13 protein-coding genes are annotated in these 16,675 nt (G+C 71.1%); 10 read left to right on the top strand and 3 right to left on the bottom strand.

Annotation, left to right across the window (positions count from 1 at the left end; translation table 11 throughout):
• The first annotated feature begins 14 nt into the window (after nt 1-14).
• Complete coding sequence (locus IAG44_RS06680; RefSeq protein WP_187746196.1) at nt 15-776, top strand: IclR family transcriptional regulator; 762 nt, start codon at nt 15-17, stop codon at nt 774-776.
• A gap of 481 nt (nt 777-1,257) precedes the next feature.
• Nucleotides 1,258-2,646 (top strand): glycoside hydrolase family 16 protein, encoded by a 1,389-nt coding sequence (locus IAG44_RS06685; protein WP_187746197.1) that lies wholly within the window; start codon nt 1,258-1,260, stop codon nt 2,644-2,646.
• 29 nt (nt 2,647-2,675) lie between these two features.
• On the opposite strand, the gene IAG44_RS06690 is transcribed toward IAG44_RS06685, so the two are convergent.
• Nucleotides 2,676-3,662 carry an alpha/beta fold hydrolase gene (locus IAG44_RS06690; RefSeq protein ID WP_187746198.1) on the bottom strand — a complete coding sequence of 329 codons (987 nt, stop codon included), beginning with the start codon at nt 3,660-3,662 and terminating at the stop codon, nt 2,676-2,678.
• Nucleotides 3,663-3,792: 130 nt separating this feature from the next.
• The gene (locus IAG44_RS06695; protein ID WP_187746199.1) at nt 3,793-4,698 is read right to left on the bottom strand and encodes a helix-turn-helix domain-containing protein; all 906 of its coding nucleotides are present in this window, start codon (nt 4,696-4,698) and stop codon (nt 3,793-3,795) included.
• A 170-nt stretch (nt 4,699-4,868) separates the two neighbouring features.
• Here IAG44_RS06695 and tkt point away from each other — a divergent pair, with 170 nt between their 5' ends.
• The 8 genes from tkt (at nt 4,869) to IAG44_RS06735 (ending at nt 15,294) form a co-directional block, all read left to right on the top strand.
• A complete protein-coding gene (tkt, locus tag IAG44_RS06700) occupies nt 4,869-6,932 on the top strand; it encodes a transketolase (protein WP_187746200.1) in 2,064 nt (687 codons plus the stop codon).
• A 19-nt stretch (nt 6,933-6,951) separates the two neighbouring features.
• The gene (tal, locus tag IAG44_RS06705) at nt 6,952-8,100 is read left to right on the top strand and encodes a transaldolase (protein ID WP_187746201.1); all 1,149 of its coding nucleotides are present in this window, start codon (nt 6,952-6,954) and stop codon (nt 8,098-8,100) included.
• The gene (zwf, locus tag IAG44_RS06710) at nt 8,097-9,662 is read left to right on the top strand and encodes a glucose-6-phosphate dehydrogenase (RefSeq protein WP_187746202.1); all 1,566 of its coding nucleotides are present in this window, start codon (nt 8,097-8,099) and stop codon (nt 9,660-9,662) included. The genes tal and zwf overlap by 4 nt, the downstream gene beginning before the upstream one ends.
• Nucleotides 9,659-10,594, top strand: a complete 936-nt coding sequence (opcA, locus tag IAG44_RS06715; protein ID WP_187746203.1) for a glucose-6-phosphate dehydrogenase assembly protein OpcA — start codon at nt 9,659-9,661, stop codon at nt 10,592-10,594. Before zwf ends, opcA begins: the two co-directional genes overlap by 4 nt.
• Nucleotides 10,587-12,230, top strand: coding sequence for a glucose-6-phosphate isomerase (pgi, locus tag IAG44_RS06720; protein WP_187746204.1), 1,644 nt, complete (start codon nt 10,587-10,589; stop codon nt 12,228-12,230). Before opcA ends, pgi begins: the two co-directional genes overlap by 8 nt.
• A gap of 2 nt (nt 12,231-12,232) precedes the next feature.
• Nucleotides 12,233-13,108, top strand: coding sequence for a phosphogluconate dehydrogenase (NAD(+)-dependent, decarboxylating) (gene gnd, locus IAG44_RS06725; RefSeq protein ID WP_187746205.1), 876 nt, complete (start codon nt 12,233-12,235; stop codon nt 13,106-13,108).
• A gap of 9 nt (nt 13,109-13,117) precedes the next feature.
• Nucleotides 13,118-13,705: a histidine phosphatase family protein gene (locus IAG44_RS06730; protein ID WP_187746206.1), complete on the top strand. Its 588-nt coding sequence runs from the start codon at nt 13,118-13,120 to the stop codon at nt 13,703-13,705.
• 131 nt (nt 13,706-13,836) lie between these two features.
• A complete protein-coding gene (locus IAG44_RS06735; RefSeq protein WP_187746207.1) occupies nt 13,837-15,294 on the top strand; it encodes a membrane-associated oxidoreductase in 1,458 nt (485 codons plus the stop codon).
• Between the two features lie 427 nt (nt 15,295-15,721).
• Here IAG44_RS06735 and IAG44_RS06740 read toward each other — a convergent pair whose 3' ends face one another.
• A complete protein-coding gene (locus IAG44_RS06740; RefSeq protein ID WP_187746208.1) occupies nt 15,722-16,600 on the bottom strand; it encodes a shikimate dehydrogenase in 879 nt (292 codons plus the stop codon).
• Nucleotides 16,601-16,675: the final 75 nt, after the last annotated feature.

Raw genomic sequence — 16,675 nt, forward strand, 5'->3', positions numbered from 1 at the left:
CAGGATCCGACGTCATGAATCCGCGTTCCGCGCCCGAGCGGCTGCTGTCCGTCCTCGCCGCGTTCGACCACGAACACACGGCGCTCACGCTCACGGACATCAGCCGCCGGGCCGGGCTGACCCTCACGACGGCGCACCGGCTGGTCGGCGCGCTCACTCTCTGGGGCGCCCTGGAGCGCGATCCCTCCGGGACGTACCACGTGGGTCTGCGCCTGTGGGAGATCGCCGCGCTCTCACCGCGCGGCCTCGCCCTGCGCCAGATCGCCCTCCCCTATCTGGAAGACCTCTACGAAGCCACCCACGAGAACGTCCAGTTGGCCGTCCGTGACGGATGCGACGTCGTCTACACGGAATGGCTGAGCGGGCATTCCTCCGTCGGCGTCCACATCCGCGTCGGCGCCCGCTGGCCCCTCCACGCGACGGGAGTCGGCCTGGTCCTCCTCGCCCACGCCGCCCCGGCCTTCCAGGACACCTACTGCACCGGCCCCTTGACCTCCTTCACCCCCCACACCCTCACCGACCCCTCCTCCCTCCGCCGCCTCCTCGCCGACATCCGCCACACCGGCATCGCCGTCAGCGACCGCCAGATCACCGACGACGCCCTCTCCGTCGCGGCCCCCGTCCGGGGTCCGGGCGGCGAGGTCGTCGCGGCCGTGTCGGTCGTCGTGCCCCAACAGGGGGCCCAGGTGGGGGTGTTGACACCTGCGGTGCGGGTGGCGGCGCGGGGGATATCGCGGGCACTGGGATGGCGGCCGGCGGGGAGGGGGGAGGCGTAGGGGTGGGGGTGGGTGGGCGGTGAAGGGGGTTCGAGGCGGCAGGCGGGAAGAGGGCGCGCACAGGTTTGGGACGGTGGGCCGGGCGGTCCGTGAGGTTGGTTCAGCTCGGTCCGGGGGCCTCATCGGCTCAGCACGGCGCACGTGGCGAAGCACTCCGCGCCGGGCGGCCGGAGCCGGCCCACACGCCGGGCTCCGGGGGAGGCGTTGCGGACTGCGGGCCGCGCCACCGCTCGACGGCACGTCGTCCGGCCTCGACACCCCGCCGGCTCGACGCGACCGGCGGCGCGTGTTCCCGGGCGGGACCCCGAGCTGCGCATACCCGGCTTCATCGGGTGAACTCGCCTGCGCGGTACGGCATTTCCCCGCTTCAACTCTTGACGGCCCCTGGGGCAGGGTGGACATTGACGGCACCTTGAGAGCGCTCTCAACGGCTCCCCGGGCACCCGCTCTCCCCACATCCCGTACCCGAGAGGTCCCCCCCATGACCGCATCCTCCGGTATCCCCAGAAGACGCCGCGCCCTGCTCGCCGTCCTGTCCACCCTCGGCCTCGCCGCCGCCCTCGCGACAGCGGCGACGCTCCCCGCAGACGCCTCCGCGCCGACGCCGCCGGCCGGCTGGACACAGGTCTTCGTGGACGACTTCAACGGCGCCGCCGGCACCGGCGTCAACACCAGCAACTGGCAGTACTCGACCGGCACTTCGTACCCCGGCGGCCCCGCGAACTGGGGCACGGGCGAGGTCGAGACGATGACGAACTCGACCGCCAACGTCTCCCTGGACGGCAACGGCAACCTCCGCATCACGCCGCTGCGCGACGCCGCCGGCCGGTGGACATCGGGCCGCATCGAGACGAACCGCACGGACTTCCAGCCCCCGGCCGGCGGCAAGCTGCGCGTCGAGGCGCGGCTACAGATGCCCAATGTGACCGGCACGGCGGCGGAGGGGTACTGGCCCGCCTTCTGGATGCTGGGCGCGCCCTACCGGGGCAACTACCAGAACTGGCCCGCCGTGGGCGAGTTGGACATCATGGAGAACGTCCAGGGCCTCAACCGGGTCTGGGCGACGATGCACTGCGGCACCAACCCCGGCGGGCCCTGCAACGAGACGACGGGCATCGGCGGCAACACGGTCTGCCCCGGCGCGACATGCCAGTCCGGGTTCCACAACTACACGATGGAATGGGACCGTTCGGTCACGCCCGAGGCCATCCGCTTCTACGTCGACGGCGTCAACTACCACACGGTCACCGCGAACCAGGTCGACGCCACCACCTGGGCCAACGCGACGAACCACGGCTTCTTCATCATCCTCAACGTCGCGATGGGCGGCGCCTTCCCCGACGCGTACGGCGGCGGTCTCGACGGCGCGACCGAGCCGGGCCACCCGATGGTCGTCGACTACGTCCAGGTCCTGCGGTCCTCCGGCGGCGGTACCACCACTCCCCCGCCCTCGGGCTCGCGTGACGCCTACGCCCCGATCCAGGCCGAGTCCTACGACGCCCAGTCCGGCGCCACGACGGAGACCACCTCGGACACCGGCGGCGGCCAGAACATCGGCTCCCTCGCGAACGGCGACTGGGCCCAGTACAAGAACGTCAATTTCGGCTCCACCCCCGCGACCCAGTTCCGTGCCCGTGTCGCCAGCGGCGCGTCCGGCGGGGTCAGCGGCCTCGTCGAGGTCCGCCTCGACAGCCGCACCGCCACCCCGGTCGGCAGCTTCTCCCTCGCCGGCACCGGCGGCTGGCAGTCCTGGCGCACCGTCCCCGCCAACATCACCGCCGTCACCGGCACCCACGACGTCTACCTCACCTTCACCAGCGGCCAGCCCAACGACTTCGTGAACGTCAACTGGTTCGAATTCGGCCGCTGACGGCCAAAATCCCCGCCCCACCTCCTGGTTCAGCCCTTGAGCGTGGCGAGCCAGTCGATCAGCAGGCTGTCGACCTCGTCGGGGCGTTCCTGCTGGACCCAGTGGCCGCAGCCGGCCAGGAGGTGGGAGGCGGACAGGGCGGGGAGGGTGGTGGGGTGGGCGTCGATGGCGTCGGCCATCCAGGTGGTGGAGGCGTCCAGCGCGCCGCCGATGAACAGGGCGGGCCGGGTGATCGGGGCTCCTCGGTGGGGGGCGAGGTCTTCCCAGTCGCGGTCCATGTTCCGGTAGCGGTTGAGGGCGCCGGTCAGGCCGGTGCGCTCGAACTCCCCGGCGTGGACGTCGAGGTCGTCCTCGCTCAGCCAGGCCGGGAGCGGGCCGGCGGGGAAACGGTCGCGCAGCCGGCCGCCCGGGGTGACGAAGTGCGGGTCGGGTTCGCCGTCGGCGGGCCTGGTGTCGGCGGACAGGGCCGCGTAGAAGCCCGCGAGCCAGCCCCGGACGTCGGGCTCGATCTCCACCTCGGCGCGGCCCGGCTCCTGGAAGTAGGAGACGTAGAACTCCTGCCCGGGGCCGCCGATCCGGCCGAAGACGTCGCTGGGGCGGGGGCCGCCGGGCGGCGCGTACGGCACGCTCAGCAGGCCGACCGCGCGGAAGATTCCGGGGTGCAGCAGGGCGGAGGCGGCGGCGATGTTGGACCCCCAGTCGTGGCCGACGACCACCGCGCTCTCCTCCCCGAGCGCGCGCACGACGGCGACGTTGTCGTCCACCAGGTCGAGCATGCGGTACGCGTCGATCGCGGCCGGCTTCGAGGAACGGCCGTAGCCGCGCACGTCGATCGCCACCGCCCGGTACCCAGCTGCGGCAAGGGCCGGAAGCTGACGGCGCCACGAGTACCACGACTCGGGAAACCCGTGCACGAGCAGGACCAGCGGACCGCTCCCCTGCTCGACCAGGTGCAGACGCCCGGCAGGCGCCTCGACGGTGCGGTGACGCAGCGCGGCGGTCGACTCGGACTGCATGGGTGACGTCTCCTCTGTTCGAGGGCGGCCGACGGTTCCCCTCGATCATGCGGCGGGGCAGCCCCTCGACGCGATCAATGTTGCCGTTCCGGCAAGTCGGCAGGACAGCGCGACGAGCCCCCGCCCCCCGCTAACGCATCTCCGCCCGGAACCCCGCCGGAGTCGTGTCCGTGTGCTGGTGGAAGAACTTGGAGAAGTTGCCGGGGTCGGGGAAGCCGACGGCGGCGCCGACGCGGCCGATGGGGAGGTCGGTGTGGGCGAGGAGGCGTTTGGCCTCCAGGACGACGCGTTTGTCGATGAAGCCCTTGGGGGTCTCGCCGGTCGCGGCGCGGACGGCGCGGACCAGGGTGCGCCGCGAGTAGCCGAGGGCGTCCGCGTACGCGCTGACGCTGTGGTTGGTCGCGAAGTCCCGTTCCACCGCGTCGCGGAAGAGCGTGAACGTCGTGTCCATGCGCCGCTCCGCCTCGGCGGAACCCGTGGCGGCGAGGTGGGCGAGGCGCAGCAGGAACGCGGTGAGGGAGTGGCGCAGGACGGCGGTGTGGAGGCTGAGCGGCAGCGTCACCGCGTCCTCGTACTCGCGGCGCAGGTGGGCGAGGGAGGCACGCAGGGCGGCGAGGCGGTCGGGGTCGGGGCGCAGCAGCGGGGGCAGGTCGTAGCGGTAGAGCCCGGTCGCCTCGACGGTCGCGCGCGGAAGGAAGCCGGGCTGCATGGCGAGGACGTTTCCCCGGTACTCGGAGAGCCGGGAGAAGCGGTGCACCTGGCCGGGGCGGATCCACAGGACGTCGCCCGCGCGGGCCTCGTGCTCCGTGAAGTCGACCATGTGACGGACGGGCCCGTGATCGAAGAGCAGGACGACGTGGAAGTCGATGCGGTGGACGCGGTCGAGGGGCGCGTCCGCGTGCCAGGTGCGGTCGTTCGTCATGGGCCCGACCTGCATCCCGACGCCGGCCACGCTGATCTCGACGGGGAAGGGGAACGTTCGGATCCCGGTCACCGCCGCGTCACCCTCGCCACCTTGGATGGTTCTGTCCGCCATGTCCCGCTCGCGCCGCCTCGTCCGTGCTCTGTACTGCTCTCGGTGTCCCACTTTCACCACAGGCTGACACACCCAGCCCTTCCGCTGGAAAAGTCCGACTTTTAATTTTGAACGCGTAACGACCGTGTTACCGGTCGCACAGATGACTTCTTGAAGTGGGGTTTCCGACGATGAGCAACAGCCTGGAGTGGACCGACCTCGACCGGCGTGCCGTCGACACCGCCCGCGTGCTGGCGGCGGACGCCGTGCAGAAGGTCGGCAACGGCCACCCCGGCACGGCGATGAGCCTGGCCCCGGTCGCCTACACCCTCTTTCAGAAGGTGATGCGCCACGACCCGGCGGACCCGGAGTGGACCGGCCGCGACCGCTTCGTCCTCTCCCCCGGCCACACCTCGCTGACCCTCTACACCCAGCTCTTCCTCGCCGGGTACGAGGTCGAGCTGGACGACCTCAAGTCGTTCCGCACGCACGGCTCGAAGACCCCGGGCCACCCGGAGTACGGCCACACGGCCGGCGTCGAGACCACGACCGGCCCGCTCGGCCAGGGCGTCGCGAACGCGGTCGGCATGGCGATGGCCGCCCGCTACGAGCGCGGCCTGTTCGACCCGGACGCCCCCGAGGGCACCTCGCCCTTCGACCACACGATCTGGGCGATCGTCTCGGACGGCGACCTGGAAGAGGGCGTCTCCGCCGAGGCGTCCTCCCTCGCCGGCCACCAGAAGCTCGGCAACCTGGTCCTCGTCTACGACGACAACCACATCTCCATCGAGGGCGACACCGCGACCGCGTTCTCCGAGGACGTCCTGAAGCGGTACGAGGCGTACGGCTGGCACACCCAGCGCGTGGCCCCCGGGGCGGACGGCGACGTCGACACCGCCGCCCTGCACACGGCGCTGACGGCGGCCAAGGCCGAGACCGGCCGTCCCTCGATCATCGCCCTGCGCACGATCATCGCCTGGCCCGCGCCGAACGCGCGGAACACGGAAGCCTCGCACGGCTCCGCGCTCGGCGCGGACGAGGTCGCCGCCACGAAGCGGGTGCTGGGCTTCGACCCTTCGCTGTCGTTCGAGGTCGCCCCCGACGTCCTCGCCCACAGCCGGCAGGCCCTCGACCGGGGCGCCGAGGCACACGCCGCCTGGGACAAGCGGATCGCCGAGTGGCGCACCCGGCTCCCCGAGCGCGCCGCCCTGTTCGACCGGATCGTGGCGGGCCAGCTCCCCGAGGGCTGGGAGGACGCGCTGCCGGTGTTCGAGGAGGGCAAGTCCCTCGCGACGCGCGCCGCCTCCGGCAAGGTCCTCCAGACGCTCGGCCCGGTCGTCCCCGAACTCTGGGGCGGCTCCGCCGACCTGGCGGGCTCGAACAACACGACCATCGACAAGGGGAGTTCGTTCCTCCCGAAGGGCAACCCCCTCCCGGAGGCCGACCCTTACGGCCGCACCGTCCACTTCGGCATCCGCGAGTTCTCGATGGCCGCCGAGATGAACGGCATCGCCCTGCACGGCAACACCCGTATCTACGGCGGGACGTTCCTCGTCTTCTCCGACTACATGCGCAACGCCGTCCGCATGTCCGCGCTGATGCAGCTCCCGGTGACCTACGTGTGGACGCACGACTCGATCGGTCTCGGCGAGGACGGCCCGACCCACCAGCCGGTCGAGCACCTGGCCTCGCTGCGCGCGATCCCGGGCCTCAACATCGTCCGCCCCGCCGACGCGAACGAGACGGCGGTCGCCTGGGCGGAGATCCTGAAGCGCCACGCCACGCGCCCGGCGCCGCACGGACTGGCCCTGACCCGGCAGGGAGTTCCGACGTACGCGCCGAACCCCGAGGCGGCGAAGGGTGGTTACGTCCTCGCGGACAGCTCGACGGCCACTCCCGACGTCGTCCTCATCGCCACCGGCTCCGAGGTCCAACTCGCGGTGGGCGCACGGGAGTTGCTGGAGGCGGAGGGGATCGGCGCGCGGGTCGTGTCGATGCCGTCGGTGGAGTGGTTCGAGGAGCAGACGCCGCAGTACAAGGAGTCGGTGCTGCCGTCGGCCGTGAAGGCGCGGGTCGCCGTGGAGGCCGGGATCGGGCTCACCTGGTACCGGTACGTCGGCGACGCGGGCCGCATCGTGTCCCTGGAGCACTTCGGTGCCTCCGCCGATGCGAAGATCCTGTTCGCGGAGTACGGCTTCACCGCCGAGAACGTCGCCGCTGCCGCCAGGGAATCCCTGGCTGCCGCGCGTGGTTGACCGAAACGCCAGAAAGAAGATGATCGAAGTGACCGCAACACCCCTGGAACGCCTCTCAGGTGAAGGTGTCTCCATCTGGCTGGACGACCTCTCGCGCAAGCGGATCGTGTCCGGCAACCTCGCCGAGCTGATCGCCACTCAGCACGTCGTCGGCGTCACCACCAACCCCTCGATCTTCCAGGCCGCCATCGGCTCCGGCGAGGGCTACGAGCAGCAGCTCGCCGACCTCGCCGTCCGTGGCGTCACCGTCGAGGAGGCCGTCCGCATGATGACGACGGCCGACGTGCGCGACGCGGCCGACATCCTGCGGCCGGTATATGACGCCTCACACGGCCGCGACGGCCGCGTCTCGATCGAGGTGGACCCGCGGCTCGCGCACGACACGACGGCGACGGTCGCCGAGGCCAAGCAGCTCGCGTGGCTGGTCGACCGCCCGAACGTGATGATCAAGATCCCGGCGACGAAGGCGGGCCTCCCGGCGATCACCGAGGTCATCGGCCTCGGGATCAGCGTGAACGTGACGCTGATCTTCTCCCTGGAGCGGTACGCCGAGGTCATGGACGCCTACCTCGCGGGCCTGGAGAAGGCGCGCGCGGCCGGCCGTGACCTGACCGGCATCCACTCCGTGGCCTCGTTCTTCGTCTCCCGTGTCGACTCCGAGATCGACAAGCGCCTGACGGCCGTCGGCACCGACGCGGCCCTCGCCCTCAAGGGCAGGGCGGCCCTGGCGAACGCGCGCCTGGCCTACGAGGCGTACGAGAAGGTGTTCGCCTCCGAGCGGTTCGCGGCGCTGGAGAGCGCCGGGGCGCACCGGCAGCGTCCGCTGTGGGCTTCGACCGGGGTGAAGGATCCTGCTTACAAGGACACCCTGTACGTGGACGAGCTGGTCGCGCCGGGCACGGTCAACACCATGCCGCAGGCCACGCTGGACGCGGTCGCCGACCATGGTGTGATCACCGGTGACACGGTCACCGGCGGGTACGCCGGGGCGCGCGCCGACCTCGACGCGGTCGCGGCGCTGGGCGTCTCGTACGACGAGGTCGTCACCCGACTGGAGCAGGAGGGTGTCGAGAAGTTCGAGGTCGCGTGGGAGGACCTGCTGAGCGCGGTCAGGACGTCGCTGGAGAGCAAGACGGGCGAGGAGAGCAAGGGAGTGGGCGCGGAATGAACGCCGTAGACACTGTCGGCGGTGCGGCCGTGGACCCGGCCGACTGGGACAACCCGCTGCGGGACGCGCGCGACCGGCGCCTGCCGAGGATCGCCGGGCCGTCGGGCCTCGTGATCTTCGGGGTGACGGGTGACCTGTCTCGCAAGAAGCTGATGCCGGCCATCTACGACCTCGCCAACCGCGGGATGCTCCCGCCGGGCTTCTCGCTCGTCGGGTTCGCCCGCCGGGACTGGGAGGACCAGGACTTCGCGCAGGTCGTGCACGACTCGGTGCGCGAGCACGCGCGGACCCCGTTCCGCGAGGAGGTCTGGCAGCAGCTCGCCGAGGGCATGCGGTTCATCCCGGGCGACTTCGACGACGACACCGCGTTCAAGCAGCTGCGGCAGACCGTCGACGAGCTGGACGCGGCGCGCGGCACCAGCGGCAACTACGCCTTCTACCTCTCCGTCCCGCCGAAGTTCTTCCCGCAGGTCGTCCAGCAGCTGAAGAAGCACGGGCTGGCGAAGGCGCCCGAGGGGTCCTGGCGGCGGGCGGTCATCGAGAAGCCCTTCGGGCACGACCTGGCCTCCGCCGAGGAGCTGAACCGGATCGTGCACGACGTGTTCGACCCGGACCAGGTCTTCCGGATCGACCACTACCTGGGCAAGGAGACGGTCCAGAACATCCTGGCGCTGCGCTTCGCGAACCAGATGTTCGAGCCGATCTGGAACCGGTCCTACGTCGACCACGTGCAGATCACGATGGCCGAGGACATCGGCATCGGCGGCCGGGCCGGCTACTACGACGGCATCGGTTCGGCGCGCGACGTCATCCAGAACCACCTGCTCCAGCTGATGGCGCTGACCGCGATGGAGGAGCCGGCCGCGTTCGACGCGTCCTCGCTGCTCACCGAGAAGCTGAAGGTCCTCAGGGCCGTGAAGGTCCCCGACGAGCTGGGCCTGCACACCGTGCGCGGCCAGTACGCCGAGGGCTGGCAGGGCGGCGAGAAGGTCAGCGGCTACCTCCAGGAGGACGGCATCGACCCGGCCTCGACGACCGACACGTACGCCGCCGTCAAGCTGAACGTCGACAACCGCCGCTGGGCCGGGGTGCCGTTCTACCTGCGCACCGGCAAGCGTCTGGGCCGGCGGGTGACCGAGATCGCGGTGGTGTTCCAGCGGGCGCCGCACTCGCCGTTCGACTCCACGGCGACGGAGGAGCTGGGCTCCAACGCGATCGTCATCCGTGTCCAGCCCGACGAGGGCATGACCGTGCGGTTCGGCTCCAAGGTGCCGGGTACCTCGATGGAGATCCGGGACGTGACGATGGACTTCGCGTACGGCGAATCCTTCACGGAGTCGTCCCCCGAGGCGTACGAACGGCTCATCCTGGACGTGCTGCTCGGCGACGCCAACCTTTTCCCCCGCCACCAGGAAGTGGAAGAGTCCTGGAAGATCCTCGACCCGATCGAGGAGTACTGGGCCTCGCACGGCAGGCCCGCGCAGTACGCGTCGGGCAGCTGGGGACCCCGAGAAGCGGACGAGATGCTCGCACGAGACGGACGGAGCTGGCGCAGGCCATGAAGATCGACCTCACCGACACCACGGCAAGCAAGATCAACAAGGCGCTGGTGCAGGGCCGCCGCGCCATCGGGACGCCCGCCGTGGGCATGGTCCTGACGATGGTGATCGTCACGGACGAGGAGAACGCGTACGACGCGATCAAGGCGGCCGAGGAAGCCTCGCACGAGCACCCCTCGCGCACCCTGGTCGTCATCAAGCGCCAGGCCCGCACCCCGCGCGAGCGCACCCAGTCCCGGCTCGACGCCGAGGTCCGGGTGGGTTCGGAGGCGGGCGCCGGCGAGACGGTCGTCCTGCGCACCTACGGCGAGGTGTCCGACCACGCCGACTCGGTCGTCCTGCCGCTGCTCCTGCCGGACGCGCCGGTCGTCGTCTGGTGGCCGGTGGACGCCCCCGAGAACCCCTCGAAGGACCCGCTGGGCGCGCTGGCGCAGCGCAGGATCACCGACCTGTACGCCGTCGAGAACCCCCTGCAGACGCTGTCCGCCCGCGTGAAGTCGTACGCCCCCGGCGACACCGACCTCGCCTGGACGCGGCTGACGCCGTGGCGCTCCATGCTGGCCGCCGCCCTCGACCAGGCCCGGGTGCCGATCGTCTCCGGCGCCGTCGAGGCCGAGGCGGAGAACCCGGCCGCCGAACTGCTCGCGCGCTGGCTCGAGGCCCGCCTCAAGGTCAAGATCGACCGCGTGGTCACCGCAGGACCGGTCGTCACGGCCGTCCGGCTCGGCACGGCGGACGGCGAGGTCGTCATCGACCGCCCCGAGGGCCCCCTCGCGACGCTGTCGCTGCCGGGGCAGCCCTCGCGCACCCTCGCGCTGAAGGTGCGCACCACCTCCGAACTCATCGCCGAGGAGCTGCGGCGCCTCGACGCGGACGAGATGTACGCCGTCGCGCTGCGCGGCGAGGCCACCAAGGAGATCCCCGCACATGTCTGAGACCCCTCTGCTCACCGAACGGCCCGAGTGGAACGCGCTGGTGGCGCACTCCGCCGAGCCCGCGGGACTGCGCGAGCTGTTCGCCGCCGACCCCGGGCGCGCCGAGCGGTACGTGGTCCGGGTGGGCGATCTGCGGATCGACTACTCCAAGCACCTCGTGACCGACGAGACGCTGCGGCTGCTGCGTGAACTCGCTCTTGTGACCGACGTGTTCGGGCTGCGGGACGCCATGTTCCGGGGCGAGAAGATCAACATCACGGAGCGGCGGGCGGTGCTGCACACCGCGCTGCGTGCCCCGCGCGACGCGGTGATCGAGGTCGACGGCGAGAACGTCGTCCCGGCCGTGCACGGCGTCCTCGACAAGATGGCCGCGTTCTCGGAGCAGGTCCGCTCGGGCGAGTGGGTCGGGCACACCGGCAAGCGGATCCGCAACGTCGTCAACATCGGCATCGGCGGCTCGGACCTCGGTCCGGCGATGGCGTACGAGGCGCTGCGGGCGTTCACCGCGCGGGAGTTGACCTTCCGGTTCGTGTCCAACGTGGACGGCTCCGACCTGCACGAGGCCGTGCGGGACCTGGACCCCGAGGAGACGCTGTTCATCGTCGCCTCGAAGACGTTCACCACGATCGAGACGATCACCAACGCGACCTCGGCACGATCCTGGCTGCTCAGGGGCCTGGACGGCGACGAGAAGGCCGTGGCCAAGCACTTTGTCGCGCTGTCGACGAACGCGGAGAAGGTCGCCGACTTCGGGATCGACACGGCGAACATGTTCGAGTTCTGGGACTGGGTCGGCGGGCGCTACTCGTACGACTCGGCGATCGGGCTGTCGCTGATGATCGCGATCGGGCCGGACGCGTTCCGGGAGATGCTGGCCGGGTTCCACCTGGTCGACGAACACTTCAGGACGGCGCCCGCCGAGGCCAACGCCCCGCTGGTCCTTGGCCTGTTGGGCGTCTGGTACGGCAACGTGCTGGGCGCGCAGTCGCACGCGGTGCTGCCGTACTCGCACTATCTCTCCAAGTTCACCGCCTACTTGCAGCAGCTCGACATGGAGTCCAACGGCAAGTCCGTGGACCGCGAGGGCCGTTCGGTCTCCTGGCAGACCGGTCCCGTCGTGTGGGGCACGCCCGGCACCAACGGGCAGCACGCGTACTACCAGTTGATCCACCAGGGCACGAAGCTGATCCCGGCGGACCTGCTCGGGTTCGCGCGTCCGGTCGGTGAGCTGAGCGACGAACTCAAGGCGCAGCACGACCTGTTGATGGCCAACCTGTTCGCGCAGGGCCAGGCGCTCGCGTTCGGCAAGACGGCCGAGGAGGTCCGCGCGGAGGGCGTCCCGGAGGAGCAGGTCGCGCACCGCACCTTCAAGGGCGACCACCCCACGACGACCATCCTGGCGGGCGAGTTGAACCCGTCGGTCCTCGGCCAGCTCATCGCGCTGTACGAGCACAAGGTGTTCGTCCAGGGCGCGATCTGGAACATCGACTCCTTCGACCAGTGGGGGGTCGAGCTGGGCAAGGTCCTCGCCAAGCGCGTGGAGCCGGCCCTCACGACGGGCGCGGACGTGCCCGGTCTCGACGCCTCCACGGCCGCGCTCGTCGCCGCCTACCGTGAACTCAAGGAAGTGAAGTAGCCATGCAGCTCGGCCTGATCGGTCTCGGCAAGATGGGCGGCAACATGCGCGAGCGGATCCGCCGCGCCGGCCACACCGTCGTCGGTTACGACCGCAACCCCGAAGTCTCCGACGTGGCCAGCCTGTCGGAGCTGGTGGAGAAGCTGGAAGCGCCGCGCGTGGTCTGGGTGATGGTCCCGGCCGGCGCCGCGACGCAGTCCGTCGTCGACGAGCTGGGCGACCTCCTGGAGGCCGGGGACACCGTCGTCGACGGCGGCAACTCCCGCTGGACGGACGACGAGAAGCACGCCGAGGAGCTGGGTGCCAAGGGCATCGGGTTCGTCGACGCGGGTGTCTCCGGCGGGGTGTGGGGCCTGCAGAACGGCTACGCCCTCATGGTCGGCGGCGACGCCGAGCACATCGCGCGGGTGCAGCCGGTCTTCGACGCCCTCAAGCCCGAGGGCCCGTACGGGTACGTCCACGCCGGCAAGGTCGGCGCCGGGCACTTCTCCAAGATGGTCCACAACGGCATCGAGTACGCCATGATGCAGGCGTACGCCGAGGGCTGGGAGCTGCTGGAGAAGGTCGACTCCGTCACCGACGTCCGCGAGGTCTTCCGGTCCTGGCAGGAGGGGACGGTCATCCGCTCCTGGCTGCTCGACCTCGCCGTCAACGCCCTGGACGAGGACGAGCACCTGGACAAGCTGCGCGGTTACGCGCAGGACTCCGGCGAGGGCCGCTGGACCGTCGAGGCGGCCATCGACCACGCCGTCCCGCTGCCCGCGATCACCGCCTCGCTGTTCGCGCGATTCGCGTCCCGGCAGGACGACTCGCCGCAGATGAAGATGATCGCGGCGCTGCGCAACCAGTTCGGCGGGCACGCCGTCGAGAGCAAGTAGGGACCGACGATGGGGGACCTCTTCCTGGTCCGCCACGGTGAGACGGAGTGGAGCGTGTCGGGCCGGCACACCAGCTGGACCGACCTGCCCCTCACCGACCACGGCGAGCAGCAGGCCAAGTCGCTCGCTCCACTCCTCACCGGCCGGGCCTTCTCCCTCGCCCTCACCAGCCCCCTCGCCCGCGCGGTCCGCACCGCGGAACTCGCGGGCGTCACCGGGGCGTCGACCGATCCCGACCTCCACGAGTGGGACTACGGCGGCTACGAGGGCATCACCACCGTCGACATCCACAAGACCCGCCCGGACTGGTACCTCTGGACGGACGGCGTCCCGCCCGGCCCCTCGGGCCACCCCGGCGAGTCCCCGTCCGACATCGGCGCCCGCGCGGACCGTGTCCTGGAGCGCGTCGTCCCCGCCCTCGGCGAAGGGGACGTGATCCTCGTCGCCCACGCCCACTTCCTGCGCGTCCTCACGGCCCGCAGGCTCGGACTCCCGCCCTCCGAGGGGCGGTTGTTCCAGCTCGCGACCGGGACGGTGAGCCGGCTGACCATGGAACACGGGTGGCCGGCGATCGCGGAGTGGAACAGCAGGGTGTGAGGTGGGGTGGGACAGCAGGGTGTGCAGTGATGGGGGCGGTGTGAGGTGATGGGTGCGATGTGATGGGTGCGGTGTGATGTAGCACTGATCCCGTTGACACCCGGGCCACAGGCCCGCCAGAGTCGCGACCGATGGAGATCAACGATCTGACACCGGCCGAGCGACGCGTCTGGCGGGCCTTTGTCACGGGGGAGACCGTGGACTTCCGGGACCGGGACGCGGACGGGGGTGAGTGGGGGGCCGAACGGTCCGTGCGCGCGGGGGTGTTGCGGGCGTTGCTGCTCAACGGGCCCGCCGAGCCCGGGGAGGTGGCGGCGCTGAAGGTGATGGGGGCGCGGATCACCGGGGAGCTGGATCTGCGGTACGCGGTGGTGGAGCAGGTGATCCGGCTCAACTACTGCCGGTTCGACGAGACTCCGCGTTTCGCGGGGGCCCAGTTGCAGTACCTCAACCTGCGGGACAGCGTCCTGCCGGGGCTGGCCGCGGCGCGTGCCCGGATCGACGGGAGTCTGCGGCTGACCCGGTGCCGGATCGACGGCCAGGTCAGGCTCGGTGGCACGCAGATCGCCGGGGCGCTTTTCCTGGACGGTGCCGAAGTCACCGGCGACGGCGGCCCGTTGCCCGCACTGGCCCTCAACCAGGTGTCCGTGGACGACGATCTGTGCGCGCGGGGTCTGAAGGCGCGCGGCATGATCCGGCTCGACGGGGCCCGGATCGCCGGGTCGGTCGACCTGGAGGAGGCGGAGCTGTCGCATCCCGGGGCCAATGTCGTCCAGGCCGAGGCGCTGGAGGTGGGGGCGAACCTCGTCGCACGCCGGTTGCGGGCGACGGGGCGGATCGACCTGCGGGGCGCCCGGGTGCCGGGGCGGATCGACCTGTTGGACAGCACGCTGTCCAATCCTGACGGCACGGCGTTGCGGGCGAGCAGTTGTGTCATCGGGGAGTTGTGGCTGCGCAAGGGCGCGCCGATCGAGGGGATGCTGAACCTGCGGGCCACGGAGATCGGCCAGTTGAACCTCGCGCCGGAGAAACTGCCGGACCAGGTGCGGCTGTTGGACCTCACGTACACGTTCCTCACCCCGCACGCCCCCGTCGAGGCCCGCCTCCCGATGCTGGAACGCGACGACTCCTACACCCCGTTCAACCCCCACGCCTACGAACAGCTCACCGCCGCCTACCGCCGCACCGGCGACGACACCTCCGCCCGCCTCGTCCAGCTCGCCAAACAGCGCCGGCACCGCCGCACCCTCCCCTGGTACGGGCGCCTGTGGGGCCACGTCCAGGACATCACCGTCGGCTACGGCTTCCGCCCCCTGCGCGCCGGCGTCTGGCTCCTCTCCCTGCTGGCCCTCGGCTCGATCGCCTTCCACCTCCACCACCCCGCCCCCCTGAAACCCGGCGAGTCCCCCCACTTCAGCCCCGTCTTCTACACCCTCGACCTCCTCCTCCCGATCATCTCCTTCGGCCAGGAGAGCGCGTTCGCCCCGACGGGCGGCTACCAGACCCTGTCGTACGTCCTGATCGTCACGGGGTGGATCCTGGCGACGACGGTGGTCACGGGCATCACGCGGACGGTGAGCAGGCAGTGAACATCCTCAACTCCCCCGCACCGGGCGGCCGGTGTTGCGGATCATCCGCCGCAGCACGTCCATGGCGGCGGTGTACTCCTCCTCGTGGATCCGCGCCCGCACCCCCGCCATCGTCCGGCGCCCTTCCGCCAGGGCGTCGCGCCCGGTGTCGGTGCGGGCCAGCCGGCCGCGAGCAGTCCCCGGTGCGTCAGGGCGTCCGCCGCCCGCTCCATGTCGGCCGGCCCGAAGTCGTCCGTGAACGCGTCGAGCAGACCGCCCAGTTCGTCCCGGGTGTGGTCCGGGGTGTCATGTGGAGTGTCATGTGCGGCACCGTAGAACCGCACCCGGGCTTGAAGGTCAACCGGGGGGCGGGGCCGGAGCGTGAGCCTTGCCGCCGGAGTCGGCGGTACATCACACAGCACACATCACGCACCACAAGCCCCCGTCCTCACCCCGACACCCCCACCACCCCCGCCAGCTCCGCGATGTCCGCCAGCATCCGCCCGCTGTCCGGCTCCCGCCCCGTGAACAGGCGGAACGCGTCGGCGGCCTGGAACACCGCCATCCCGCCCCCGTCGAGGGTGGCGCAGCCCATCTCGCGGGCGGTGCGCAGGAGTTCGGTCTCCAAGGGCCGGTAGACCACTTCGGCGATCCACAACTCGGCGCGCAGCAGCGCGGCGTCGAAGGGCAGCCCGGGGTGCGCGGCCATGCCCACGGGCGTCGCGTGCACCACTCCGTCCGCGTCGGCGAGCAGGGCGGGGAGTCCGTCGAGCGGGGCGGACGATGCGCGGCCCGCCCCGAAGTGGCCGTTCAGCGCCGTTGCCAGCGCGGCGGCCCGTTCCGGTACCGCGTCGACGACCGTCACCACTCCCGCGCCCAGCGTCAGCGCGGCGTGGGCGACGGCCGCTCCCGCTCCGCCGGCCCCGAGCTGCACCACCCGTTCCAGTGCGACGTCGGGCAGTCCCCGGGCGAACGAGGCCGCGAACCCGGTGACGTCGGTGTTGTGCCCCACCGCGCGCCCGTCCGCCTCGAAGACGACCGTGTTCACCGCGCCCAGCGCCTCGGCCTGTGGGGAGAGCGCGTCCAGGTGCTCCAGTACGAGCTGCTTGCAGGGATGCGTGATGTTCAGCCCGTCGAAGCCGAGGTCGCGCGCGGCCCGCACCAGCTCGCCCACCGCCTGCGGCGCGGCCCCGAGGACGTCGAGGTCGATGAGCCGGTACAGGTACCGAAGCCCCTGCCGGTCCGCCTCTCGCTCGTGCAGCGCGGGGCTGAGGGACGGCCCGATCCCGGAGCCGATCAGTCCGACGAGATACGAGTCCTTGGCCACGCGGGACCTCCTGAGCCGATCGGCCACCCGACAGTAATGTACGAACCAGTACGTTAGCTATAGCACTCCGCGCCC

The sequence above is a fragment of the Streptomyces roseirectus genome, from assembly GCF_014489635.1.
Taxonomy (GTDB): domain Bacteria; phylum Actinomycetota; class Actinomycetes; order Streptomycetales; family Streptomycetaceae; genus Streptomyces; species Streptomyces roseirectus.

Bases quoted from the DNA above. Each gene is read 5' to 3' on its own strand.
- IAG44_RS06680 (WP_187746196.1), top strand. From the start codon at position 15: ATGAATCCGCGTTCCGCGCCCGAGCGGCTGCTGTCCGTCCTCGCCGCG.
- IAG44_RS06685 (WP_187746197.1), top strand. From the start codon at position 1,258: ATGACCGCATCCTCCGGTATCCCCAGAAGACGCCGCGCCCTGCTCGCC.
- IAG44_RS06690 (WP_187746198.1), bottom strand. From the start codon at position 3,662: ATGCAGTCCGAGTCGACCGCCGCGCTGCGTCACCGCACCGTCGAGGCG.
- IAG44_RS06695 (WP_187746199.1), bottom strand. From the start codon at position 4,698: ATGGCGGACAGAACCATCCAAGGTGGCGAGGGTGACGCGGCGGTGACC.
- tkt (WP_187746200.1), top strand. From the start codon at position 4,869: ATGAGCAACAGCCTGGAGTGGACCGACCTCGACCGGCGTGCCGTCGAC.
- tal (WP_187746201.1), top strand. From the start codon at position 6,952: ATGATCGAAGTGACCGCAACACCCCTGGAACGCCTCTCAGGTGAAGGT.
- zwf (WP_187746202.1), top strand. From the start codon at position 8,097: ATGAACGCCGTAGACACTGTCGGCGGTGCGGCCGTGGACCCGGCCGAC.
- opcA (WP_187746203.1), top strand. From the start codon at position 9,659: ATGAAGATCGACCTCACCGACACCACGGCAAGCAAGATCAACAAGGCG.
- pgi (WP_187746204.1), top strand. From the start codon at position 10,587: ATGTCTGAGACCCCTCTGCTCACCGAACGGCCCGAGTGGAACGCGCTG.
- gnd (WP_187746205.1), top strand. From the start codon at position 12,233: ATGCAGCTCGGCCTGATCGGTCTCGGCAAGATGGGCGGCAACATGCGC.
- IAG44_RS06730 (WP_187746206.1), top strand. From the start codon at position 13,118: ATGGGGGACCTCTTCCTGGTCCGCCACGGTGAGACGGAGTGGAGCGTG.
- IAG44_RS06735 (WP_187746207.1), top strand. From the start codon at position 13,837: ATGGAGATCAACGATCTGACACCGGCCGAGCGACGCGTCTGGCGGGCC.